The organism is Rhodopirellula sp. MGV (assembly GCF_002251265.1).
GTDB lineage: Bacteria > Planctomycetota > Planctomycetia > Pirellulales > Pirellulaceae > Stieleria > Stieleria baltica_A.
In genome coordinates this window covers 1-24,658 of sequence record NZ_NPDI01000042.1, presented here as the reverse complement: position 1 = coordinate 24,658, position 24,658 = coordinate 1, and the positions used below count along the sequence as shown (strand labels likewise).

Annotated in this window: 27 protein-coding genes and 1 pseudogene; 26 read left to right on the top strand and 2 right to left on the bottom strand. The window is 53.8% G+C overall.

The genetic code is table 11. The annotated features are described in order from the left end of the window. Positions 1-47 precede the first annotated feature (47 nt). The gene (locus CGZ80_RS29010; RefSeq protein WP_094415759.1) at positions 48-725 is read left to right on the top strand and encodes a TetR/AcrR family transcriptional regulator; all 678 of its coding nucleotides are present in this window, start codon (positions 48-50) and stop codon (positions 723-725) included. An 89-nt stretch (positions 726-814) separates the two neighbouring features. Here CGZ80_RS29010 and CGZ80_RS14850 read toward each other — a convergent pair whose 3' ends face one another. Beyond that, positions 815-1,372, bottom strand: coding sequence for an FKBP-type peptidyl-prolyl cis-trans isomerase (locus tag CGZ80_RS14850; protein ID WP_094415757.1), 558 nt, complete (start codon positions 1,370-1,372; stop codon positions 815-817). 343 nt (positions 1,373-1,715) lie between these two features. Between CGZ80_RS14850 and CGZ80_RS14845 the strand changes: the two genes are divergently transcribed. From CGZ80_RS14845 to CGZ80_RS14780, 13 genes are all read left to right on the top strand, one after another. After that, positions 1,716-2,057 (top strand): YciI family protein, encoded by a 342-nt coding sequence (locus CGZ80_RS14845; RefSeq protein WP_094415755.1) that lies wholly within the window; start codon positions 1,716-1,718, stop codon positions 2,055-2,057. Continuing rightward, positions 2,054-3,427, top strand: coding sequence for an RNA polymerase sigma factor (locus CGZ80_RS14840; protein WP_198953700.1), 1,374 nt, complete (start codon positions 2,054-2,056; stop codon positions 3,425-3,427). The genes CGZ80_RS14845 and CGZ80_RS14840 overlap by 4 nt, the downstream gene beginning before the upstream one ends. Positions 3,428-3,588: 161 nt before the next feature. Then, positions 3,589-4,098, top strand: a complete 510-nt coding sequence (locus CGZ80_RS14835; protein WP_143543941.1) for a hypothetical protein — start codon at positions 3,589-3,591, stop codon at positions 4,096-4,098. A gap of 334 nt (positions 4,099-4,432) precedes the next feature. Further along, on the top strand, positions 4,433-4,609 hold the full coding sequence (locus tag CGZ80_RS28000) for a hypothetical protein (RefSeq protein WP_158222701.1): 177 nt from the start codon (positions 4,433-4,435) through the stop codon (positions 4,607-4,609). A 201-nt stretch (positions 4,610-4,810) separates the two neighbouring features. Beyond that, positions 4,811-4,951 (top strand): hypothetical protein, encoded by a 141-nt coding sequence (locus CGZ80_RS27995; RefSeq protein WP_158222700.1) that lies wholly within the window; start codon positions 4,811-4,813, stop codon positions 4,949-4,951. Between the two features lie 329 nt (positions 4,952-5,280). Then, on the top strand, positions 5,281-5,712 hold the full coding sequence (locus tag CGZ80_RS29250) for an IS1096 element passenger TnpR family protein (RefSeq protein WP_094415751.1): 432 nt from the start codon (positions 5,281-5,283) through the stop codon (positions 5,710-5,712). Between the two features lie 272 nt (positions 5,713-5,984). Continuing rightward, on the top strand, positions 5,985-6,263 hold the full coding sequence (locus tag CGZ80_RS14825; protein WP_094415749.1) for a hypothetical protein: 279 nt from the start codon (positions 5,985-5,987) through the stop codon (positions 6,261-6,263). A gap of 613 nt (positions 6,264-6,876) precedes the next feature. Next, positions 6,877-7,398 (top strand): hypothetical protein, encoded by a 522-nt coding sequence (locus tag CGZ80_RS14810; protein ID WP_094415743.1) that lies wholly within the window; start codon positions 6,877-6,879, stop codon positions 7,396-7,398. Positions 7,399-7,952: 554 nt separating this feature from the next. After that, positions 7,953-8,495, top strand: coding sequence for an SMI1/KNR4 family protein (locus CGZ80_RS14800; protein WP_094415739.1), 543 nt, complete (start codon positions 7,953-7,955; stop codon positions 8,493-8,495). A gap of 147 nt (positions 8,496-8,642) precedes the next feature. After that, positions 8,643-9,068: a hypothetical protein gene (locus tag CGZ80_RS14795; protein ID WP_094415737.1), complete on the top strand. Its 426-nt coding sequence runs from the start codon at positions 8,643-8,645 to the stop codon at positions 9,066-9,068. A 69-nt stretch (positions 9,069-9,137) separates the two neighbouring features. Beyond that, a complete protein-coding gene (locus CGZ80_RS28640; RefSeq protein WP_143543940.1) occupies positions 9,138-9,659 on the top strand; it encodes a hypothetical protein in 522 nt (173 codons plus the stop codon). 718 nt (positions 9,660-10,377) lie between these two features. Continuing rightward, positions 10,378-10,809: a hypothetical protein gene (locus tag CGZ80_RS14785; protein WP_094415733.1), complete on the top strand. Its 432-nt coding sequence runs from the start codon at positions 10,378-10,380 to the stop codon at positions 10,807-10,809. 106 nt (positions 10,810-10,915) lie between these two features. Next, positions 10,916-12,082 carry an FAD-dependent monooxygenase gene (locus CGZ80_RS14780; protein ID WP_094415731.1) on the top strand — a complete coding sequence of 389 codons (1,167 nt, stop codon included), beginning with the start codon at positions 10,916-10,918 and terminating at the stop codon, positions 12,080-12,082. 329 nt (positions 12,083-12,411) lie between these two features. Here the strand turns inward: CGZ80_RS14780 and CGZ80_RS27990 are convergent, their stop codons facing one another. Continuing rightward, positions 12,412-12,573, bottom strand: coding sequence for a hypothetical protein (locus tag CGZ80_RS27990; RefSeq protein ID WP_158222699.1), 162 nt, complete (start codon positions 12,571-12,573; stop codon positions 12,412-12,414). Between the two features lie 272 nt (positions 12,574-12,845). Here CGZ80_RS27990 and CGZ80_RS14775 point away from each other — a divergent pair, with 272 nt between their 5' ends. The 12 genes and pseudogenes from CGZ80_RS14775 (at position 12,846) to CGZ80_RS14700 (ending at position 24,395) form a co-directional block, all read left to right on the top strand. Beyond that, a complete protein-coding gene (locus CGZ80_RS14775; protein ID WP_158222698.1) occupies positions 12,846-13,700 on the top strand; it encodes an ankyrin repeat domain-containing protein in 855 nt (284 codons plus the stop codon). A gap of 809 nt (positions 13,701-14,509) precedes the next feature. Next, positions 14,510-15,031 (top strand): annotated as a pseudogene (locus CGZ80_RS14770) (DUF4291 domain-containing protein); the annotation flags it as partial. A gap of 637 nt (positions 15,032-15,668) precedes the next feature. After that, entirely contained in the window at positions 15,669-16,256 is a 588-nt protein-coding gene (locus tag CGZ80_RS14765; protein WP_094415727.1) for a hypothetical protein, read from the top strand. Positions 16,257-16,368: 112 nt separating this feature from the next. Next, positions 16,369-16,764, top strand: coding sequence for a hypothetical protein (locus CGZ80_RS14760; protein WP_094415725.1), 396 nt, complete (start codon positions 16,369-16,371; stop codon positions 16,762-16,764). Between the two features lie 769 nt (positions 16,765-17,533). Beyond that, the gene (locus tag CGZ80_RS14750) at positions 17,534-17,713 is read left to right on the top strand and encodes a hypothetical protein (protein WP_094415721.1); all 180 of its coding nucleotides are present in this window, start codon (positions 17,534-17,536) and stop codon (positions 17,711-17,713) included. 300 nt (positions 17,714-18,013) lie between these two features. Further along, a complete protein-coding gene (locus tag CGZ80_RS14745) occupies positions 18,014-18,580 on the top strand; it encodes a hypothetical protein (protein ID WP_094415719.1) in 567 nt (188 codons plus the stop codon). A 682-nt stretch (positions 18,581-19,262) separates the two neighbouring features. Beyond that, positions 19,263-19,775: a hypothetical protein gene (locus tag CGZ80_RS14735; RefSeq protein WP_143543939.1), complete on the top strand. Its 513-nt coding sequence runs from the start codon at positions 19,263-19,265 to the stop codon at positions 19,773-19,775. Positions 19,776-20,333: 558 nt separating this feature from the next. Beyond that, positions 20,334-20,684, top strand: a complete 351-nt coding sequence (locus CGZ80_RS14730; RefSeq protein WP_094415713.1) for a hypothetical protein — start codon at positions 20,334-20,336, stop codon at positions 20,682-20,684. A gap of 522 nt (positions 20,685-21,206) precedes the next feature. Continuing rightward, the gene (locus tag CGZ80_RS14720; protein WP_094415709.1) at positions 21,207-21,998 is read left to right on the top strand and encodes a YwqG family protein; all 792 of its coding nucleotides are present in this window, start codon (positions 21,207-21,209) and stop codon (positions 21,996-21,998) included. Positions 21,999-22,105: 107 nt separating this feature from the next. After that, entirely contained in the window at positions 22,106-22,903 is a 798-nt protein-coding gene (locus tag CGZ80_RS14715) for a DUF2071 domain-containing protein (protein WP_094415707.1), read from the top strand. Between the two features lie 270 nt (positions 22,904-23,173). Then, the gene (locus tag CGZ80_RS14705) at positions 23,174-23,848 is read left to right on the top strand and encodes a hypothetical protein (RefSeq protein WP_094415703.1); all 675 of its coding nucleotides are present in this window, start codon (positions 23,174-23,176) and stop codon (positions 23,846-23,848) included. A gap of 97 nt (positions 23,849-23,945) precedes the next feature. Further along, the gene (locus CGZ80_RS14700) at positions 23,946-24,395 is read left to right on the top strand and encodes a hypothetical protein (protein ID WP_094415701.1); all 450 of its coding nucleotides are present in this window, start codon (positions 23,946-23,948) and stop codon (positions 24,393-24,395) included. Positions 24,396-24,658: the final 263 nt, after the last annotated feature.

Genomic DNA, 24,658 nt, shown 5'->3' with positions numbered 1-24,658 from the left:
CAGCGCGCCGTAAACACAGCGACGCCTCAACGATCAGGACCGACAGGATGAAGAAACGCGTTTCGAAAGGACGCCAAAACAACCAGACCGAGGACACCACCAACACGCGGATGCGGTTGCTGGAAGCTGCGGGGCAATTGTTTGCCGAAAAAGGCTTCGATCGCACCACCAGCAAGGAGATCACGGAACTGGCCGGCGCCAACGTCGCCAGCGTGAACTATCACTTCCAAGGCATCGAGGGCTTGTACGCCGCGGTGGTCGAAGAAGCATCGGGATTGCTGGTGACGAGCGCCCAGATGCAGGAAGCGATGCAAGGACACCAGGACCCGAACAACAAGCTGGAAGCGTTTTTGCGCATGTTCGTCCGATCGCTGACCAGCCCGGCGTCGTCTTCGTGGAAGCTGCGGATCTTGGCCCGCGAGTTTTCGTCACCGACGCTGTGCAATCAGCCGCTGCACAAGAAAGAGCGGATGCAGAAGGTGAGTATCTTGAAAGGCATCGTCGCTGAGATCACCGGCCTGCCCGAAGAACACCCGGCGGTAGCAAGAAGTTGCATCAACGTGCTCGCGCCCTGTTTCTTTCTAATGATCGGCGACCGCCCGACGATCAAGAAAGCTTTTCCCAAGCTCGGCCTCAACCCCAAAGACGCCGAAGACCTCGTCCAACACATGCTTCACTACGCCCAAGCCGGCTTGGCCATCATCGCGGCCAAAGCAAACGAATAGCAGAGCGGGGCAAAACAAGACGCCTCATCCAAGTCCTTACACGGGCCAATTCTGGCGTCCTGCTCTCAACGCCACATGACAAGCTGCCGTTAGTCAACGTCAACCAACTCGACGATGAAGTGAAGGTGTGAATGCGGCGGGATAGAGCCTGGCGAGCCGCGCTCACCGTAGCCTAGCTTTGACGGGATCCACAATTCGATCATGCCGCCTTCGCCGACCAGCTGCATGCCTTCGGTCCAGCCCGCAATCACACCATCGAGCGGGAACGTCGTCGGCTTGCCGCGCTCGTAGGAGCTGTCAAAAACTTTGCCGCTATGCAGCCACCCGCGATAGTTGACCGAAACGGTGCTGTCACGCGTGGGCTTCTTGCCACCGGCATCTCGCAACACTCGGTACCGCAGACCTGAATCGGTCGCGATAAAGTCTGGCGGATCGCCAGCATCGACCGGACCGGCCCCTTGGCGAAATTCGGGCTGGTGGAAAAACGTCTGCGATTGCCAAGGACCTGTTGCGGCGATCGGCGTCGTGGCATCGGCCGCAGGGAATTCTGTGGGAATCTCCGCTTTGCGTTTGGGAGTCGAATGACAGCCAAAGACGACGAGCGCAACGCCCGTCAAACACCACGAAAACCCAATCTTTTTTGTCATATCTTACTCCTGCCTGGCATCCCGCAACGGCCCATCAACCCGACCAAGCCGAGACCTGCCTCAATTGGTCCGGCGCGAGACTAGCGAAAGTTGCCGCCCGTCGAAAGAGAAACTCACAAATGCCGAATCGTGGAGCCGAGAACGCGACTTTCGGCGGAGCGAAAGGCGACAATGGCGACGCATTTAGGATGTGTCGTTTCGGACGAACCTGACCGGCCTGAACCTTGATGGGTTGGTTTGAAAAAAAATCGCTGCGGGTGTCTAACACTGTGGTGCTCACGCGTCTTACAGTGTTGGCGCGACGCGCCAGGCAATCCAATTTCACCCGGTTCAGGAAATCAGCGTGACCAAGAAACAGTACCTGTGCATTCAGCGGAGCCAGCCAAACGGCGATTGCGGCAAGCCTTCGCCAGCACAAATGGAAGAAATGTTCGCAAAGTTCAATGCGTGGAAACAGAAGTTCGCAGACAACATCGTCGACATGGGTGGAAAACTCGGTGGTGGCCAAGTCGTCACATCGGAATCCGCGACCGGCGGCCCCTTTATCGAAGCCAAGGAAATCATCGGCGGTTACATGATCCTGCAAGCCGAATCAATCGATGAAGCCGTCACGGTGGCACAACAGAGCCCGGGTGCGATCATGCCAGGATCGAGCGTTGAGGTGCGGGAGATCGTGACGCCTTGACCGCCACCGTCCTGGTTGAACACTTCTTTCGACACGAATACGGCCAGTTAGTGGCTTCGCTCACTAGCCGGATTGGCGTCCAACATCTCGCCGACATTGAAGACGCCGTGCAATCGGCACTGATGTCGGCACTCGATTCGTGGACAATCGCCGGAGTCCCGAACGAACCGTCGGCCTGGTTGTATCGTGTCGCATTCAACAAACTGCATGGTGAACTGCGCCAATGCGTGCGTCGACGGCAAATCCTTCGGGATAACGTCGCCGAAACAATGGTGCTGGAAGAGACGTCCGATTTCTATTCGGCAACCGAAGCACAAACGGACCTGCTGAAGATGTTGTTCGTTGCTTGCGACGATGAAATCCCCTTGCAGTCGCAGCTCGTCTTTGCCCTGAAAACACTTTGTGGATTCGATGTCCGCGAAATCTCACTGCGTCTCTTCACAACTGAGACGAACGTCTACAAGCGACTCAGCCGAGCAAGGTCCCGATTGCAAGACGCCGTGACGCAAACCGACACATTGGCGCTCGTGCAGATGCGGGTGCGACTGCCCGCGGTCCACAGTGTTCTGTACCTACTGTTCACCGAAGGGTACTTGTCGTCGAACGTTGAAATGGCATTGCGAAGCGAGCTTTGTGATGAGGCGATGCGTTTAACGACGCTGCTCGCGGAACACCCGGCGGGCAGTTCGCCAGAGACGTTCGCACTATTGGCCATGATGCATCTTCACCGATCCAGGATGTCGGCCCGTCAAGACGGCGCCGGAGGATTGCTGTTACTCGAAGAACAAGATCGCTCGCTCTGGGACCAAGCTGGTATTCAAGTGGGTTTGAAGTGGTTGGCGGCGTCAGCAGTTGGTGAGACCTTTACAAGGTACCACGCCGAAGCCGGGATTGCGGCCGAGCACTGCCTCGCGGCCAGCTTCGCCGAGACACGGTGGGACCAAGTCTGCCAATGCTATGAGCTGCTCGCGCAAACCACAGCCTCGCCGATCCATCAATTGAATCACGCCGTCGCGATCGCTGAATGGAAAAGCCCTGCAGAGGCACTGGCCAAGCTAAACGAAATGGATCCACCGCCATGGCTGACCGAATCATATCTCTGGGCCGCGGTCAAAGCAGACCTCCACCAACGCTGCGGCCACACGAGCGAGTCCGCCCACTACAGAGCCCAAGCACTTAGCGCTGCCCCAACTCCACACCTCAAAACGCTACTCGAACGCCGCTTGGCCCAGCCGAACGAAACCGCTTGCCAGCAGATTTCTCCGGTCACGGGACTCGGACTTGCAGTTAAGCAAATTCCAACAGCAAAACAAAACGAACAGCGATTTTGTGATTTTTCAAATCCTCGGCAGAAACGACACCTCCCTTAGTGAACGCAATGTATTATTCTCAGTTCAAATGTGGAACATCCCTATAACGCTCTCTGCTCCACTGAAAATAAACAACAGTTCGCAATTAAATACACAACATTTCATACGCGAAGGCACTCCACCTAATGACACGAAAGGGACCATTCGGCCTTTGGATGGGCATGACGATTGATGACCTGAAGGTAGCACAAGCAGACCCTGAAGAAATCTCACCGGGGAAATTCCGAATCGAGAACGTTCCAAAGCCTCATTCCCTATTCGACTCTTACGCTCTTCAGGTCGCGCCCATTGGCGGACTGTCGTGGATTAAAGCGATTGGCAAGGCAGTTTCTACAAGTGCCTTCGGCAGCGAGCTTCAAGTTGCGTTCGACAATCTTGAATCGAGACTGGCGCAGATCTACGGCGTGTTCGACCGAACAGATATTTTGCTGACCGGCAGTATTTGGGATGAGCCACGCGATTGGATGCAAGCGATTCTCGCTCAAGAACGCATCCTGATGACACAGTGGTCTGCGGAACGCGGGTCCAAGATGTCTGATTCACTTTCCTCGGTTGCACTTATCTGCTCGGCGGTCGACACCGAGAGCGGCTACATCGCAATCGAATATACATTCGAGAACGAAGCTGAGGCGGAGACTGAAATCAATAGCCTCGAAGATGAAGCCCTTTAGGGTTGGTGGTGATCGCAAAACTTAAAAACACGGACAATTGCGTGAACGGGGGCGACGGATCACACGGGATTTGACGCCAACGTCAACCGACGCCGCCTTCTGATCCAAGCCGCCCCTCGACTGATTGCCAATGATCACACTCGGCTACATGGCGAAACGCATCGTAGAGCGTCCCGTCTGGCTGGGCGTGGCATCGGTGCGTGGCGTCTACGCTGTTTCAGACTGCATCTCACCGGACTTCACTGACTAAATCATTTTTTGGACGTGCTACGGCTTCTGGTACTTCGACCGACCTTCCCACATTAACCGGCTCCGTACGCACCAGGGCATCTCGTTGGCTGGCCTTTCCTTCGTCTACAACGAAGCCCATCGGCAGCAATTCGATAGCGACAATCGCACGCGATGGGACTTCGGGCCTGCCCCGAACATCAAGTCCGATATTCTGCCGGCAACCGCACCGACCCTGCTCGGGTACGATGTCGTTTGCTGCTCGATGCAGAATGTTCCGTAATGCTCACCTCTATCCTACAGTCATGTTGCGACGGACGCCCAAGCAGATCCTTACTGCTTAATTGACTCGCTTGACTACGCGATCAACTGTCTCGAAACTAGCAAATTCGACAACGCCGAGCACGGCCCGATGCGGATTACTATCGTCCACTCGCTTCGCACGCGAGCGGACGGGGAGCAATGACATGCAAGAGAGCGTGACATGCTGCGTCTTGTAACTGTCGTTGAGCGTGGTTTGGAATTACTCGCAAAATCGCGTGAAAGCGATGATCGATTCGACAGCGATCTGTCTTGGTCGTACCATACGTTTGTGCGAGCTTATTTCGTCGAAGCCGCCACATAGCCTAGACGAACAAGGCTGTGAACCGGGGCAATGTTCACGCGGCAACTAAAATCAATGTCCTCCGTTCGTGCTCGGCTACGGCGGACGATCTGCCATCGAATTGCGACATGAAGCCCTTCGCCAACTTGACACCGAAAGACTTTCGCAAACACGCTGTCTGGGAATTCTGCAACGACCTTGAAACGCAATTCGACGACGAAACTACGTTCGACCCATTTTCGATCTGCCAGTCTATCGCCCGTCCCGTGTGATTTCTATCGTACTCCAGACGCACGTTCGCAAACGTCGACAGCCTTTTCCACCATCCCCGTTATCTGTGAAGACTAAACTTGATCGTCACACTTAAAATCAAACTTGGTACCTATTGGAGCTGCGACATCGAACTTGAAGACAGCTCCACGCTCGAAGATGTCCATTTTGCGATTCAACGTGCAGTAGACTTCGACAATGACCATCTCTACGAGTTTTTCGTCTCACGTACCGAACGGTCGCGCGATCGCACAGTTTACGATGACGAAAATGGCAAACTCTTCGATACCGTGATTCGGGACATATTTCCCCTCGATCGGGATAGACGGCTTTTCTATCTGTTTGATTATGGGGACTCCTGGATATTCTGCGTGAGCAGGACGAGAAAATCACCGCATGAAGCAATCGACGGAATCAAGTACCCGCGAGTCGTCAAAGAAACCGGAGAGAGACCGATTCAATACGACTTCGAAGATGAAGATGAATACGACGACGAACAAGAAGAAGACTGAACTGCAAACTCCAGAGACCAACTCGATGTACACCGAGACGCGGAGCCAGCGTTGCTGGAGTAACAAATCGCCCGTGGCGATCGGGGGATCGCGGGCGTTACTTGCCTGACGAATCGTGCCGGGAACACTCGACTCAAAGAGTACGTCCTTGATGCAGAAAGCGAGCGGAGCGACGAACCATGCGGTGCAGTAAGCCGCCGAGTTATGTTGAAAGAAGTGGTCAACCGTTTGCGGCGGCCGCGTGATCGAAATCATCACCCGACTGAGATGCGATGGACGACGAACCGGACGAGTTGACCGCTGAGCCTGACTATCTCGCTTGGGCGAATACGATACAGCAACTTGAAGATGCTCGAGTACACCCGGGCGAACTGATTGAGCAAATGCAGGCTGACGAGCGCATTTGTGTCATCGACTTCGGAATACAGCTTGGCCACATCTACGGGCACCTCAATCGGACGTGGAACGGAAAGCATATTCCCAATGGAAATCCAGACGAATGGCACACTGACGAGACCAGCAAGTTCCCAGGCGACCTAACGATCACTTGAGACTTGGTGGTTGGTCGGCCGGTCCGAAAAACGGCGGTTTCCCCGACAGATCGAGTTAGCTGTCTGCATGTCCGTCTTGGAAACCGCGACGGCGGGGAACCATCGCGTGCACCGTTGCACGCGAGCTAGTTGGTTTGAAATGGAAAGCCTTTCGCGCGTCCCCGTGACTCGTGACGTTCGCGTGGATGATTGTGGCTGCAATGACCGACGCCTCATGGCCATGCCCATCGCATCTTCGTGTCCTTCGCGAACTTCGTGGTTTAAATGCTTCGTCGACGGCTTGATCGGTGCGAGGGAATGTCGCCCATCGGATTTCACGGAGCTCCTGTTTCCTGGTAATCGCAATTGATGTCGCGGTTTGATTGGTGCGCGGTCGACTCGGCCGATGAAGACAAGCCGACGCCTGGCAACCGATTGCGATTACGAGCACCGCGTTGCTGAGCACGAGCGCGATTCAAGGCACCCCGTCGCCTCACATTCCGACTGCTAGTTCGCAACTCGTTACCCTTCGCAATGCCGATCGGGTAAACTTGTCGTCAGCGGCGAACTGCAAACTGTCGTCCACGGTAGACCGCGAACAACTCGATGCACGTAAGACGCCGAGTTGTGTTCAATGAAGTGGTCAGTCGTTCGCGGCGGCCATGTGATCAAAATCGTTACCCAGATGATGAAAGTTTACTGGCCCTTCGCGTCGTTTGTTCCAGTCGCCTTGCTGTTAGTTCTCGGTTGCGATTGGCACAATGAGCTGCGTGAAGCGTCAACGGATGACCATCGAATGGCGATTGGACATCGTCTCTTTGTCGATGCGACTATCGGTGACTTAGTTGACAGGGTAGAGATGGGCGAGGCAACTGCCGCAATCATCTACGCGAACTGGGCTTGCTGTGCCGACCCATTGGGAGGTCTCGGTCATAACACGATCGCAGATGCGTTGGCAGCTCAGCAAATAGTCACATTGTCCGTCGATCTCACGAACGTGGATTCTGACGCCATGCCCCCACTATCGAAGATGGGCGTGGTTGAGATTCCTGCATTGCTGCTGTTTGATTCTAGGACTGGAGCTTCGCCTGTGATACTCACTAGCGATGATTCGGATCATGAGATCCTCGCCGCAATCGCACGGATGGATGCGTGATGGTATCTTGCGAATTCGAAATTGGGTAACCAAGTGGTGCACCGGAGCGACCGCGCCGTGTTTCCTGAGTTCACGTTTTCTGGCGGTCGCCCGGTAACCACCAAAGTTCGCGCGGATAGTTGTGACCGCAATGACCGACGCCTGCCTTCAATGCTGCTGAATGGTGCGTTCGAAAATCGCCCAGCGAAAGTCACGGAACCTCTTTTTCCTATTGATCGCAATTGATGTCACCGTTTGATTGGTGCTCGGCCGATGAAGACAATCCGACGCCTGGCAACCGATTACGACTACGAGCACCGCGTTGCTGAGGACGAGCACGATTCAAGACAATCCGACGCCTCACGTTCCGACTGCCTATTCGCTACTTGTTACCCTTTGCAATGCCGATCGAGTAAAATTGTCGTCAGCGGCGAACTGCAAACTGTCGTCGTGGGGACACCGCGAACCATTGGCTGCACGCGAAGGCACGGAGTCCGCGTTAATCGATTCACTACAAACTCGCTCGCCGTGCCTCGGTGAACGAAGCCGTTCTCCCATTGGAGTGTTACCGCTGAATGAATGAATCGGACGTCAAACGAATCGAGGATCGGTTCGATTTTTCATTGCCGTCTGACTATCGCCACTTGCTTCTACATTTCCCCGTTCGCTTCAGCTCTGGAACAACAGATCAACCGCTGTGGGACAATGCTGATGCACTCATAGCGCGCAATCAGGAACTCCGCACCGAACGAAAAAGCTTGGGTGTCACCTACCAGCCGCTTCCCGAAAACTTCTTCTTGATCGGCGAGGATGGCGCTGGCTGGCAGTTTTTGATCGACATTTGCGATGAACGATGCGTGGTCCACATCATGGAGTTTGAGCGTGTCGACGAAATCGGACCATCGCTTGGTGACGGCGGCCAACCTGAACGCATAGCTGATTGGCTGCACAAATACCTGCTTGATCTGAAGAATGACGGGATTGATATCACGTCATCAACCGCTCCTGAATACAAAATGGGTTGGGGGTGTATAATTGAGGGACTGGGGTTATGCCTTCTCTTGGCTCTCGTGATCTCGCTAATGGTAGCCGGTATCGAGTCACTCACAGGGCGATAAGAGGGAGAACAATCGGATGCACGACAAGTCGCCGAGTCTTGTTTTTTGAACTGGAGGATCGCTCGCGGCGACCGCGTGATCCATAGCGTTCGTCGCCAAAGACCAAGCTCGCACGATTCGCTACTTACTTAACGAAACAATGCTTCAATGAAACGAGACGAAGTCCTACAGCTAATCGACGCCCTGCTAGCTCGACCAGATGCGATTGGTGATGCTAGGGCCGCTTTTGCACGCCGTTTCCCCGATGCTCCAAAAGAGATGATCGACACCGCCACATTTCATGTGTGCGTAGATGGGATTGACGCGGCGTTGGCTTGGCTGGCGTCAATCGAAAAGTTCCTGCAGAAACCGGACGACGGGCTTGCTTACGGTGCCACATGGCATCTGTTGCATCATCTCTACAATTGGCAACAATTTGAATCGCTGTTGCCACTTGGTAAGACCGGAATAGCTGATCATTTGGGAGACATCAGGACGTTCCTTGACGAACCAAACCCAGATGCGGCGAGACAAACAATAGATCATCTTTTAAAATGCCTGTCGGGTGATCTTGAATCGCGTAGCATGGAGTAATTGCCGACGAACCATGTGGTGCACCGCAGTCGGCGAGTCGAGTTTGTTTCTGATATCAAGTCTATCGCGGTGACCACCGACGTTCCCCGGACTGATATGCGACAAGATCGAAAGACATCGACGTTGGGCATTTTGACGGCAGCCATCCTTCTTGCTTGGTCTGCGTACGCTGCTCATCGCGTCTTGCAGAATCGCGTTGCTAATTCCAATGTTTCTCATCGGATGCATGGCGACCCTCAATCAGAGTCGTACCCGTTTGTGCTTTCCCACTCCATTTGCGATTGGAGAGGCAAGGTCCGCATTGTGTTGTTGCATCGATTTACCCACCCAGTCAATACGGCCAATGGGCTTCCTTTCCATTGGCTCGATCGGCTCGCTATCGATCGCGACGGATCAAAACTAGATGAACTTCGAATTCGTGGTCAATTGGTATGGGTAGATCCATCCTGCACTCAATTTTTTCTCGCTACCGACGATCAAATTTTATGCACCTCGAAACAAATAGGGGATAGCGGCTCTGCTTTTACTTCTGCTGATGAAGCATGGGGCATCGCGACGTCGCTTTCTTCGGTTAGCATCTGGGAACCATGATCGAGATCGGGGCGCGGTTGTCCGGGCTCCCTGCAACACCACCGGTTATGTGTGCACGCATCCACGGGTTTCTTTAATCAACTCTGTCTGACCGGATCGCTTCGGGCAATGTTGACCTACTGAATGATCAACGCTCGGTTCCGGGCGTTGTGACGTGTCACGTTTGCTGGGCTCGCTTGGTTGCCTTGCATTGTGGACGTCGGGACGGAGGTGGCTATTCGGTTCGCCAGACTCAAGCAGACGCAGGAACGAACAACCAGGGCAGGCTCTTTGCTATGCTGGTCGGCGCCCTTCTTCTTGGCATTGCTGGAAGCCCCTGATGTCACCGCCCCAAGAACAGACGCTCAAGTCCAATCTGACACTTTGGGGCCGGGGCTGTCAGCGGATCGCCCAGAGCGTGTCGAAGCAACTAGCCAAGCTTCACTCTATAGCGTCCTCCCCACTATCTCATTCACCGAATCAATCGTGGACAGCGATCCAACCGGCGATCGCAAAAGCAACTCGAAACGATGCTGGCGACCACTGAGCTGCCCGAGTCAAATACCCACGATTTCACCCTGAAACGAAACACGCAAAACGAACGCAGAATCACAATTCTTTTCTCGAAAAACGCAGGAACCACCACACCACCCAGTGGGCGAAATACATTATTCTCCGTTCAACGGAGGACACGTAATCGTTCTGCTATTACACCAACCACCTCGAAGCTGAATTCCGCTTGAATCCTTACGATCCGCCTCAAGACGTCGGGACAGTCCAGGCTGACTTTTTCGCGTCCCTGCCTGTTCAACCCTCCGTTCGCATTTTCGCCGGGATTGTGACGCTCAGCGGTGTCGGATTCGTCCCCGCAGCATTGTTTCCGCTGATGACGCCAGGCATATTCATCTGGATCGGGTGGCTGTTGATCGCACTTGGGAAACGGCGATTCGATACGCTTCCGTTCTGGTGGTTTTCACTGGGATGGAACGTCTTTACTTTTTGGTTCTTGCTTGTGTTGCGAGGCGGATACTTTGGTCCGATCGATATCGGTATGATTTGGGTTTGGACACATTTGTTAACGGCCATGGCTGGCTCGGGCGTGATTCTACTATTCAAGTACGAAGCAGGGCGAATCGAAAACGGGAACCTGCCGAAGAAAGCAGACAAATGAAATACACGCGCGGATGGGAGGCGAGTTTCCTGGTCTGCTTGCATGCCTCTTCCCCGTCCCTCGTGATTTCTGACATTATCCGCCTACCGCATGAACGGAGTCTAACTTGGACGTTGCGATACTTGGCGCTGGGGTCGCGGGCTTGGCTTCAGCCATCGCCTTGAAGCAAATCGGAATGACCGTCAGCGTTTTTGAACGCCGAGGTACAGTACATAATCTCGGCGCCGGCATCGTTTGCTGGCCGAATGCAACTTTCGTACTCTCCGAATTAGGTATCTTGGATGAACTGAGTACTGTTGCCGGTGGCGTGACCTCAATGCGGCGTGCCACGCACAACGATATCGCTCTAGGGACTCTTAACATTCGAGACCTTGACGCTGCGATGGGCTTTCCAAGCCTTTCGGTGCTCCGCGAGGACCTGATGCGGATACTCCTCGAACAGGTCGAACAATGCGACATTCCTATTCACTATGCGGCACACGCTACGGGTGTCGAGCGTGTTGGTGACGCTTGCCGCGTCCAATTTGCCGACGGAAGTTCCGTTTCGCCGCGCATCATTGTTGGCGCGGACGGAAGAATGAATTCCGTTGCGCGCCAATACATTACGAACGACAATCAGCCTGTTTATCAGGGCTTCGTCAACTGGATTGGTATTCACCGGTGGGACAAATGTGTTTTTGATTGTCTCGAAATTCGTGATTATTGGGGAGTCGGGGCGCGTTTTGGGATTGTCCCTGTCTCTTCCGACACAGCTTACTGGGCTGGAGGCATCGCCGCACCGGAGAGCTTTCTGACGAACGACAGTAACCAAATTGCTCAACTTCGGCAGAGCTTCCGCGGTTGGCCTTCCCAGGTTGGCGACATCGTTTTCAGTGCAGCGAATTCAAACACAAAATGTGTGGCACTCTACGATCATGACCCAGTGCCTTGTTGGCATAGAGACAATGTAATGATGATTGGGGATGCAGCCCACGCTGCACTTCCGACTTCAGGTCAGGGCGCTGCTCAGGCGTTAGAGGACGCTTGGTTTCTTGCTCGCGAGTTTGCTGCTTTACCCAATGATCCGGAAAACGCGATGGCTAGATTCACTGAACGGCGTTCGAAAAAAACATCTGGAATCATCATAGGTGGCCGAAATTTTGCATCCAACTTGTTTGGCAGCGATGCCGAAGCATGTGCCTTGCGTGATCGCAATGCTCAGCAAACTGACTATGCTAGTTTGGTTGCTGGAATGGCGACTGGCTGGAGCGCCGGTCTCCCAATCGGCGGGTAACCAGTGAGGACTTGACGTCGTGAGCTTGCGAGCCGAAGCTCAAGCCCTCTGGTCAAGAAGCCCGTTGATCTTCATTTGGGTGATCGCTTCACGCTTGGGATTCGCATCTCCTGGCTGTTGCTTGCGGGTCCCTTTCTGTCGTCTCGATTAGCCCGCTGTGCTGTGAGATTGGGAAACCGGGAGATGTTCTGCAGTTTGCAGCATAGAGAACGTGTCCCAGTCGCGTGTTGAAGAGCGAGCCGTAGGCAAAGCCAAGGTCATTCTTGAGGTGCAAGAAGAATTACCAAAGTTGATGTTCAGTGACTTTGCCTGGAGACTTCTTGGCAAACTCAGAGAGCTGAAGGATGCCGGATGTAGCCGTCGTGCATCCGCTTGAACTTTCCGGCAAGCAACAGGTCTTCGCTGAGTTTCTGGCGTAGTTTCCCTGGAAAGTCGGCACAACGCTGAGGATCGTTATACGAATGAGAGCGGCAATTGCTAGACCTGGACATCGTAGGGTCCTGATGGAAAGAGCGTGCAGAGCGGTTCAACGTGAACCACTCCACCCAAAAGGATCTCTTCCAGAAGTCAACCGCCGCGTAGCGGCTTACTTGAACCAGCGGATGCACGACGAGTCGGCGAGTCGTGTTTTTTGAAGTGGAGGATCGCTCACGTCGACCTCGTGATCCGTTCCGTTATTTAGCTCAATTCGAGCGTTTATTACATGGTACAGGCACGTGTCGCTTTATTTGCTGTCCTCGTAGTCATAGGATGTGACACCCCATTGAGTTCGACCAACAAAGGCCCGTTTTTCCAAGCGATCGACGAAGGCGATGTGCGGGCTGTCCGAAACATGCTCGCCAGGAGACCGTCGCTGCTTCACGAATCCGACGAATATGGATTCACACCACTAATGCGCGCCGTTTCTTCTACAGAGCGCACTCCGCGGCTTATCAAAGCTCTTATTGATGCCGGCGCGGACGTGAACATCAAGACCAACGAAGGCTACACGGCACTTCACATGATGATCGATGTGGATGGTCCAACAGGAACGGGCAAGATGCCGGAACAAATCGCCAAGGTTCTTGTTGATGCGGGGGCCGACATGGAAGTTCAGCAACATTGGGGCTGGACCCCCTTGATGCGTGCTGCTGTCGAAGGAACACCGGATGAATTGCGAGCGCTCGTAAACGTTGGCGGTGATGTCAACATCTCATTTCCGGGCGATACGCTACCGGAATTCCTTGACGGGCGAACAGCGCTGATGGCAACGATTGGTGAACCGGCAAAAACGCGAATCATGATTGATGCCGGCGTGAACCTTTTGGCAACGGACGCTCACGGTCAATCCGTCCTCGAATACGCTCGCCAGTGCCTCGCGGACGCTGCGGAGGACGAAAATGACATGAACGTACTCACAGACGACATTGCCGACGAATCAACGACAGAAATGCTAAAGCACATGAAAGATGCTGGGTTCGATCTCGATGCACCAATTGATAAAACCGGGACAACGCTCAGGCAATCAATAGAAGCCTCACTGAAAGAAACCTTCGCACAGGCCAAAGACCTCGACTACGCAGCCGAAGTTAGGAAGTCCATCCTTTTGCTAGAAGCGGCAGTTGGGAACGACAAATAACAAATCCGTGAACCGGAGCACTTAGTCACGCGGCAACTAAATCCATCGTCTTTCGGCGGCGGCCCGGGTACCGCTGCCGTTCTGCGTAAAAGAGTAGCTATTGTTTTCGACGCAACTTTTCTCGTGAGGCATGATTTAGCTAACGCATCGTCCGACGCCTGTCTATTCAATCGCCCGCCAATGATTCTTGTGGTTCGAATGTTTCGTGGTTCAAACTGTCGGTGATGGTTTCGTGCGGATGTCAAGCTTACGTGTTGTCTTTTGTTTTGCGTCGAACGGGGTTGCTCACATCTTGAGTTGAGGTACGTTCGACTCTAATCGGCACAAATTGGTTAGCGAAGATTAGCGATCATTAGTGCTCGAATCTTCTGGCCAAGTGGGATTTGTCACATTCTGCACACTTTGAGTGGGACTCGTGTCGTCGAAGGCGTGATGGCGTTCACTGGGGCCGGCAACTTTTGAAATGAGTTGGCCGAATGGTGCTGTGACGTTTGTCCGCGTTGCTCCGTGCATGCTAGGACGGACGAATGTTGATGGCGCCGAAAGGCCAGCGTGCGAGCGGAGCAACACGGCGAACGGGAGCAGCCATCAAGTTGTTATTTGAGTTCAAAGTCAATCGCTGGCGACTCCGTTACCGCTGTCATTCTGCGATTCAAACCGAACCTTTTCTTGGCTGAATTGTCTCCTTGCTGCAGCCAAATCATTGCTATGCAAGAAACGTCCATCAGCCTGATCCGATGCCAGACGCATACGAAATTCGCGCCAACTACGATCGAGACACGATCGTCATCTACTAGGCGTACGCCGCCAATATCGCCGATGTCGCATTGAAACAGCAACGATTTGCGTCTCCGTTTTCGTTTCATCGCATGACATGGATCAAACCGTCGTTTCTATGGTTGATGTACCGCAGCAATTGGGGACAGAAGGCCAACCAACAGAGGATTCTCGCTGTGCATATCACGCGGGCTGGTTGGGAAAAAACACTTTCCCTCGGCACGCTCACACATCCGGAACCATCGGTCTTCCCAGATCCATCCGCATGGGAGACTGAATTTGCAAATTCCCCTGTACATATACAATGGGATACCGAGCGAAGTCTTCGGGGTGCTGGCATGAATCACTTCAGCATTCAGGTTGGCATTGGCCGGCAAATGATTCAGGAATATGTTGACCAATGGATCGTAAAAATCGAAGACCTCACCTCCACTGTCTCAAAGATTCGCGATTTTCTGAGATCAGGCGATGAGAAAAACGCGAAGCGTCATCTGCCGACCGAGCGTGAATATCCGATTGAAACACGAATCGGGAATCGCATCCTGATTCAATAAAAAGGCAGAACAAAGCCATGCACACCGAGAACGCGATCGGCCGTTTTTGACATGGTGGCCTTACTCGTGCGTGCCGAGTGATGGCCATCGTTCTCGCGGATAGATGTGGCTGCAAGGACCGACGCCTCGTGGTCATGTCCATCTCATCTTCGTGTACTTCGCGGACTTCGTAGTTTAAAAGTTTCGTCGAAGGGCTTGGATGGTGCGTTCAAGTGTCGCCCATCGGATTTCACGGAGCGTCTGTTTCCTGTTGGTCGCTTTTGATCTCACCGCTTGATTGGTGCGTGGCGTGGTGGACTGGGCCGATGAAGACAAGCCGATGCCTGGCAACCGATTGCGATTACGAGCACCGCACCGCACCGCACCGCACCGCACCGCACCGCACCGCTGAGCACGAGCACGAGCACGAGCACGATTGAAGGCAACCCGTCGCCGGACGCCCCGACTGCTGATGCGATGCGAGTTTCCCCTCGCAATGCTGATCGGGTAAACTTGTTGTCAGCGGCGAACAGCTAACTGTCGTCGTCGGATCGCCGTGAACCATTTGATGAACGGGAGTTGCGGTGCCACTTCTGTCTGCGGTCAACTCATCTGGCGGCCCCCCCGTTATCAATATCGTTTCGCCACTTAATCACGGATGTCTGAACTCCGCACCTACAACGATTGGCTCACGCTACCAGAAGATTCCCGAGAGCATTTCCACCGACAATGGAATGTCTACGCTCACGAGATGTTTTGGGTCCCAATGTGTGCTGCGAGTCGGCTTGCTGCTCAGACATCTGTTCCCGTAGTGGATCTCTATGCAGGGGTCTGGCACGGCGGCGAATACGTTCTCCACTTAACGGTTTCGAGAGAGTCTCTTTCCTCACTGCCACGTCCACTTGAACAGACGTTCGAGGGTTTCCGTGTGATTTGGCTGGGCGATATCAACGATGTCGAATCACAAGATGGATTCATTGGCAAATGGTTTTCGTCGGGCGACTTTGGTTCATTCGAAATCTCCGTTTCCATTGGAACAGAAGGACTTCGCGTCGAATGCACTGACACAGTAAATGGTGAGACGCACCATGTAATGTCACCATCGGTACATTTAAATCAGTTGTCGTTTACAAGTCGCTCCGGCGATCGAAGCCTGTTCCACACGCTTGATCTAGACACCGGCGAGAAGTTCAATCATCGAATTACACGGTGCCAAATTGCTCGACACATTCGAGATGGAGCGTAACAATGCCATGGACACGAAGGTCGGGAGTCGTGTCAAATGAAGTGGTTGGTCCACTGCCCGAGCTCGGTGACGAGTGTCGTTCGCCAGTTTTAACACCCAAGAAAGGTTTCAGATGAACCGACTGTTTTTTCCCATTCTGGTAGTGTTTGCCGGCTTAATTCAACATCCCGTGTGTGCTCAGGAACGCGATCCAGACGCTGCTCTACGCTCACTCAATGCCAAACTCGACCTCATACTCAAACGCATGGATTCGATTGATCGCCGTCTAGACACGCTCGAACGGAGTCATGACCACGCGACGTTCTCGCTCCTCCGGGCCCCTGACCGATCGCTGAATGCGGGTAGCGCGATACTCGCACCTCTGAAATTTGATTTCGCTTTTCCAGTTAAAGAAGTCGCAGACCGTGACGGCGAACGTATTCTCAATGGAATCGACGACGGTATGTACATCGACGCTTTTGAGAGGCAATTGAGACGGTCAGGAATGAATAGACTCTATTGGCAGTAAGCTGATCCTCGGCAACACCATTGTGCCAAGCTAGCGGTGACCCATGCCGTGCGCCGGAGCTGGCGAGCTGGCTTTATTGACATGGTTGACTCCATTCCGCCGGCCCAATGACGGCTACCGTTGTTTGCACGGACGCTCCATTGCCTAACGTGAACCTTCTGACCGGACTCTCGATCGCGATTGCTGCGTTCGCACCACCATCAGCGTCTGACCCACGGTCCCCGTTACAACGACTCCGCGATGCTGATATCGCTGTCTATGGAAGTGACCCGCTGGCGGGATCTGGTTTCTGTGGCGCTCTGCTCCCAGTACATGGCCCCAACGACGTCGATGGTGTTCGATTGCCTCGTTCGGGATTTGATCTTGACCACCTGCGACTCCTTAGGCATTTGGCGAACCTCCGAAGCGTGGCATGCGCGCGAACGTTGACGGAGACCGAGTATCGCATTTTGGATCATTCCGTCTCCCGCAATGTGTGGATTTCGTGCAGCGTACGGTTGGATGATGGTACGATCGTCCACAATGTCCAATCGCGTACATATCCGGAGATGCTCGACTTCGACACGAACGATGATGGCGTGGTAGACGAGAATGACCATTACCTAGCAGCCGATCCGTTGGACGCAGAACCACCACGGATTTCATTGAGCAAATAACAATCGCATGAACCGGAGAACGCGAGCTGAGCAATTTGGCAGTCAGAGCCTTTCCGGCGTGTTTCCGGCTACGCCTATCGCTCCCCGACTGACGAGCATTTGACTGAAGAGTGATGGAACGTTTTTCTGGCTGCGCCGTACTGATCGGTATCGCAATCATCATCGGTGGCTGTTTCTATTCTGTTGCACTGGGCAATCCCGGTGGACCGCCGCCGATGGCAGAAGCCCGCGATCTCGCTGACTCTATTGCTCGCTGGTCGTGTGTTGTCGGCGCAATCGTCGCGATTGGATAACCCCTCATCGCAATGTCTCTTCGATCTTGGAAATGCGGATCGATGCAGGACGCTACGACAACCGATCCCCAGAATGATCAAGGCTGATTCGCGTTCTGCGTCGCCTGTGACGTATCCTATCCAAGTGCGTATCAGCACTGCCAGCGTTCACGCAGGCATGTTAATCTGTGCGTTGCGCATTCGGCACAGAATGGAATAGCGAGAAACGTTGGACTGCAACGGAGGGCGGGTGGCCCGTTTTCTCGTCTGCTTGCAAGTCATTCGCCCATCCCCGCTGATTACCAACATAATCTGACAAAGATGAAACTGCCGCAGCTTCATTATGATGTTTTCTTCGTTGCTGTCATGTGCGTTGGGTGTAGCCAATCGGAACCACCCGTCACCACTGCCACAGTGTCAAACATGAACGACCAGTACACAGCGTCCGAGATGCCACCGTTCCCGACAGACTACGATGGCGTGATGAAGGTGTTAGCTCCCTACTACCACGAACAACGTCCGCTCGACTTCTTTTTCGAGATGTACATCGCAAACGTGATCGAACAACTGCCCAACGAGACGCTCACAGCACTGGACGATTTTTCCGCAAAGCACCCGACTTACTTCGAGAATCATGACGGCGACTGGCGTCAATTTGTTCGAAAGGAGTTACATTTATCCGAGACAATTGAAGTAGCCATCTGGGATTTGTGGATTCGCAATTCCGCTAAAGCCAAGGACGATGGCAGGCAATATCATCCGTGGTATTACGCTCAGAATTTCGCTGACAATTTCTTCGCCGAAGGCAGTCGCGTCGATGCCTGGGACGGCAAAGCGTTGGAGGAGGCCCGGGAGCGGGTTAGGCTGTACCGCGAGAATGCCAGATAACCAATACGGATTTGACTTCGCGATTTTGCGAGCCGAAGTTCAAGGCCTCTATTCAAGAAGCCCGTTAATCTACTTTGGGCCGTCGCTTCACGCTTGGGATTCGCTTCTCTTGGCTGTTGCTTGCGAATCCATTTTTGCCGCCTCGATTAGATTGCCGTGCTGCGAGATTGGGAAACCGGGAGATGTCCTGCAGTTTGCAGTATAGCGAACGTGTCCCAGTCGCGTTTGCAAGTTCGCGTGTTGAAGAGCGCGACGCGGAGCGAACCGTAGGCAAAGGCAAGGTCATTCTAAAGGCGCAAGAAGAATTATCGAAGTTGATAGTCAGCGATCATGTCGGGGGACTCTTGGGCAAATTCAGAGAGCTGAAGGATGGCGGATGTAGCCATCGTGCATCCGCTTGAACTTTCCGGCAAGCATCAGGTCTTCGCTGAGTTTCTGGCGTAGTTTTTCTGGAAAGTAGGCACCACGCTAAAGATCGTTATACGAATGAGAGCGGCGATTGTTAGACTTGGACATCGTAAGGTCCTGATGGAAGGAGCGTGCAGAGCGGTTCAACGTGAACCACTCCTTCCAACAGGATTGCCGCCCAAAATCAACCGCCGCGTAGCGGCTTACTTGAACCAATCGATGCACGACAAGTCGCCGAGTCGTGGTTGTTGAAGAATCTGAAGACCAGGCACTTATGAAAAGTACGATCCAAACATTCGCCAAGATCGGTTTCACTGCAGGCTTTGCCCTCAACGTCATTCTCGCACTGGCGTTCGCTGCGTGGCGGGAAGCAGAGGGAACTGGCCAATTTATTGGAATGTTGATCGTTCCAGGGTTCGTTTACGGGATTATCTTTGCACTACTACTCGTTCCGATCGGCTTTCTCTTCGCGTACTTTTCAAAATCAGCCGAGGAACGCGTTGGAATCCTCGGCAATAGGCGTCAGCAGGCATCGCCTGTGCCCATTGCTGTTGCGGGAACACTGATGACGGGATACGAAGGCTTCTTGCTAGCGACATCGTCAAGCCGGGGCGATGCGCATCCTATTTGGCTTGCAGCAGCTTTGATCGGCACGGTGCTTGGCACAATAGTCGGATGCCTGGTCGCAAGCCGGCGTCGCGATGAAGTTCTTGATACCGTGGGTGGTGGTGCCGTCGGGGATGCATACGAACTCGGCGAACCGAGCGATGAACTGACGTCGCGATAACTTGATGACTCCACAATTGAGAATCAATCGCCGCGACTGCCTTATCGTAGACGTTCGCGTGGATGATTGTGGCTGCAATGACCGACGCCTCGTGGCCATGCCCATCGCTTCTTCGTGTGCTTCGCAAACTTCGTGCTTAAATGCCGTGGTTTAAATAGTTCGTCGACGGCTTGAATGTCGTGTTCGAAGGTCGTCCAGCAGATTTCGTGGAGTGTCTAATTCTCATTGACCGCTCTCAAGCTCGCGGTTTGATCCGTGCGCGGTCGACTTTTTCAATGAAGACAATCCGACGGCTGGCAACCGATTGCGATTACGAGCACCGCGTTGCTGAGCACGAACATGATTCAAGGCAATCCGATACCTGACGTTCCGACTGCAACCTCGCTACTCGTTACCTTTCGCAATGCCGATCGGGTAAACTTGTCAGCAGCGGCGAACTGCAAACTGTCGTCCAGGGTAGACTGCGAACAACTCGATGCACGCAAGCCACCGAGTTGTGCTCTATAAAGTGGTCAGTCGTTTGCGACGGCCACGTGATCGAAATCTCTACCTGACTGAATGATGCAAGACAAATACAAGAAAGCCGACCGCAAGCTCGTTCGGAATCTTGCAGGCGTTGCGTGGGAGCGTCAGTTGCGTGACGAGCTAAATGATATCGGCTGCGCCATCGCAGAAATGCAGTCTGGCAATCTATCGCCATTCGACGTGAATGAACGCGTGCATCAATTCCATAATGGTATTGCGCAAGAGCTTTACAATCTATATTCAGGTTCCGATCCATGGTTGTCGGTTTGCCGCGCACATTTCAATGGTGTGCTAACGGACGCAGACCTTGTCGATGCAAGTGACAGCGTACGCGAGGGGCTGCAACAATTCGCACAGCGGATTCAAGAATACAATGGCATTTAACTGAACCAACGACGCGGAATGACGGGCAACCAATGAATGCACGGCGAGCCGCGGAGTCGTTCGCCGAGGCCGCGTGATCCTGATAGTTCACACTGGTCGGTGCGGCTGCAATGATCAGCGTCTGGTGGTCATGCCCCTCCCTTCGTGTTCTTCGCGAACTTCGTGGTTTAAATGTTTCGTCGACGGGCTTGAATGGTGCGTCCGAATGTCGACCCGCGGAAGTCACGGGGCGTCTTTTTCCTTTCTGATCGCTCTTGATGTCAGGTTTCGATCGCTGCGCGGTCGACTCGGCCGATTTAGACAATCCGACGCCTGGAAACCGATTGCGAGTACGAGCACCGCGTTGCTGAGCGCGAGCACGATTCAAGACAATCCGACGCCTAACGTTCCGTCTGCTACTTCTCAACTCATTCCCCTTCGCAATGCCGATCGAGTAAACTTGTCGTTAGCGGCGAACTGCAAACTGTCGTCCAGGGTAAACCGCGAACAACTCGATGCAGGTGAGCCGCCGAGTTGTGTTCAATGAAGTGGTCGGTCGTTCGCGGCGGCCGTGTGATCAAAATCATTATTTGCAGTCCTAAGGACGTATCGATGGATGCCGACAGCTTGGCCGGAATTATTTCTAGACGTGAAACGTTGGCTCCTCATTTGAAATACCTCCGCACAATAGCCAAGCCTCGTGTCGACATTGATTTAGTCGACGATGATCCAACCGAGGAATGCAGCCGCTTCGGAGGTGAACCATTCCTGCCCAAAGGCTTTCAATGGCCATCGCACGATGTCGGTGAATATCGATTCCTCGGGCAAATCAATTTCTCTGAGATTCAAAACCCGCCCTCCATGCTCCCTCAATCGGGTTTGCTGTCCTTTTTCTATGCCTACGACGAGGATGGCGAGTGCTTCTGGGGGGACGACGGCTACGTGTTGGGATACTATTGGGACGACCTGTCGAGTCACTCGAATTTTCCTTCTGAATCGGTGGATACTCCGGCTACTCGACGAATCAGGCTGACCGGTGGTATCGACTTACCTCGCCACGAAGAACTGCGAGAGGATTGGCCGTTTAATCGCGATGAATTGTACGAACTCGCGGACGCAATTGACGCGAATCGCGAATACCTGCTCGGATACCCGTCGTTCAATACCTTGGCTTATGATCCTGCGCCAGGGCCGGACTGGATCTCCCTTCTTACCGTTGGCTCGTTGGATGAATTCGATTGGTGCTGGCACGATAGCGATACGCTAATGGTCTTTATTGAACCTTCAAAACTGCAGCGGAAGGATTTCAGCCACCTCAAGAGCGACGCGGGGTAAGCCAATAGCAATCGCACCCAACGGAAGTCGGCGGTCGGGTCGATTTTGAAATCAGCATCAATCGCGCCGCCCCGCTGATGCGTTACGTTCGCGTCCTCAAGAATTGAATGCGTCTACCAGCCATCTGCGGAATCATCGATCGACGCATTCTCGCGAACTATCGCATCGATCCAGCGTGCATGTCGGCTGCGTTGCCGGCGCCGTTCCGACCGCAAATCGTCAACGGTTATGCCATCGGTGGAATCTGCCTTATTCGCCTGAAGCGGGTTCGACCAAAACTGCTCCCAATTCCGTGGGGCATCGGCTCGGAAAATGCGGCGCATCGGATTGCGGTTAAATGGGACGTGAACGGGCAAACGATGCACGGTGTCTACATCCCGCGACGCGATACTAACTCAACACTCAATTCTTTGGCCGGTGGCAGAATCTTTCCCGGAATTCATCACCATGCCAAATTCACCGTGGAAGAGAATGACGATCACTATTCCGTGATGATGGCAAGTGACGACGGCGTTGCAGAGGTGCATGTTGCCGGTTCCGTCGCCTCGACAATACCGGACTCGTCCGTTTTCGGTTCACTCGAATCAGCCTCTGACTTCTTTGCTATGGGATCACTTGGATACTCGGACACCAATACGACTGGCAAATTCGATGGCCTTGAATTGCAATGCGAAAACTGGCAAATCGAATCATTGACGATTGATACGATCCAATCCAGCTACTTCGAGGATCAGTCGCGTTTCCCGAGTGGTTCGGTTGAATTTGACTGCGCCCTGCTAATGCGAGAAATTGTTCATGAATGGCACGGTCGCCCAGACCTGTGCTGTTCCACTGGGCTGAGCGGTTGGTTCGAAAGTCGCCCATCGGAAGTGACGGAACTTCTATTTCCTGGTGTTCGCAATTGATATCGGGTGGCGATTGGTGCGCGGTCGACTCGGCCGATGGGAACGCTCCGACGCCTGGCAACCGATTGCGATTACGAGCACCGCGTTGCTGAGCAAGAGCACGAGCACGATTGAAGACAATCCGATACCTGACGTTCCGACTGCCAATACGCCACTCGTTACCCTTCGCAATCCCGATCGGGTAAACTTGTCGTCAGCGGCGAACTGCGAACTATCGTCGTGGGTAAACCGCGAACCAATCGATGCACATGAGCCGCCGAGTTGTGTTCATTGAAGTGGTCAGTCGTTCGCGGCGGCCACGTGATCGAAATCGTTACCCGAATGACAGGTCACTCGCCCGTGGCGATCTCTCGCGACCGCCTAAAGTTGCTCGACTTCACGCCGTTGGAGCGTGAACACCAGGCTGCGGTCCAGCTTGATGTCGTGATGTCGCGTTTTGCCATCGACGACGCGGGACACATTGTCAAGCTTTACATCCGAGACAAGTTTACCGACGTACACGCTGATCTGGCTTTGTCCTTGACGCGGTTAAAGCAATTCTCAGCATTGAATCATCCACACTCGGCTGCTGGTGTTTCGGATTGTGGAATGGCTGAATTGCTTTCGCATCCCGCACTGGAAGATGTCACCTACCAGGGCAACCAAAAGCTTACAGGGGCATTCTTCAATGCACTGCGCCCCGGCTCATCGATTACGCGGATTGGTGTGCCATTTTGCCCCATCGATGACGCCAGCTTAGCCCTCGCCGATGGCTGTTCACTCACCCACATTTCTCTTCGCGGATCGCAAGTGTCGGACGATTCAATTGACACCCTTGCTTCCATGCGTTCTCTACAGCAAGTCCACGTCAAACAAACACGCGTGACACGCATTGGCGTCGAACGCCTGCGAAACCTGCTGCCGGGTTGTTGGATCGACATGCTAGATCGGCCGCACGACGGGTAACCATGGCATTCACACGGAGCGGGGCTTGCGGCCGCGTTTGAAATGGAAACCTTTACTCTCCCCGCCCGGTGATGCCGGACGTTCGCCGACAAAAGAAATGAGTTCTAGCTTTGCACCAGGACGACTTCAACTCACTGCACACGTCGATGACGACGGGACTGCTGATCTGTTCGCCATTGCAACGTCGAGCGGATTTGCTGGACAGGGAAGCGCATGGTTCAACATTAGCGAGATACGAGACTTCGCTACTCGCATCGCCATGTACCCGCTCCAAGACACTGTTGAGATCGCGGGTGGATTCTTCTCGGATTCGCGTCCTGGTGAACTAGTCCAAACACATTTGTCTATTTGCGTGTACCTGCTGGATGGGCGCGGTCAACTGGGCGTTCGTGTGACGCTTACCGATCCGCATCACGCCGATGCAATTCATTCTGTTGCTCTTGAATTCCGAACGATCTACAATCGCCTGGAGCGTTTCTCTCGGGATCTATTAAACTTGGTTGATGGACGAGCCACCGAGGCTGTGCTCGAAGAGGAACTGCTCTGATTGTCGGCAGAGCGGCGAACCATCGGTCGCAACGGAGGCCGCGAGCCGGTGGGTTCGAAGTGGTCAATCGTTCGCGCGGCCCCGCTGAACCGTACCGTTCGCGCGTGTAGATGTGACCGCAATGACCGACGCCTGTCTTCAATGCTGCTGATTGGTGTGCAGGAATCATGCACATCAGATCTCACGGAACCTCTGTTTCCTATTGATCGCTCTTGAGGTCACGGTTTGATTGGTGCGCGTTCGACTTGGCCGATGAAGACAAT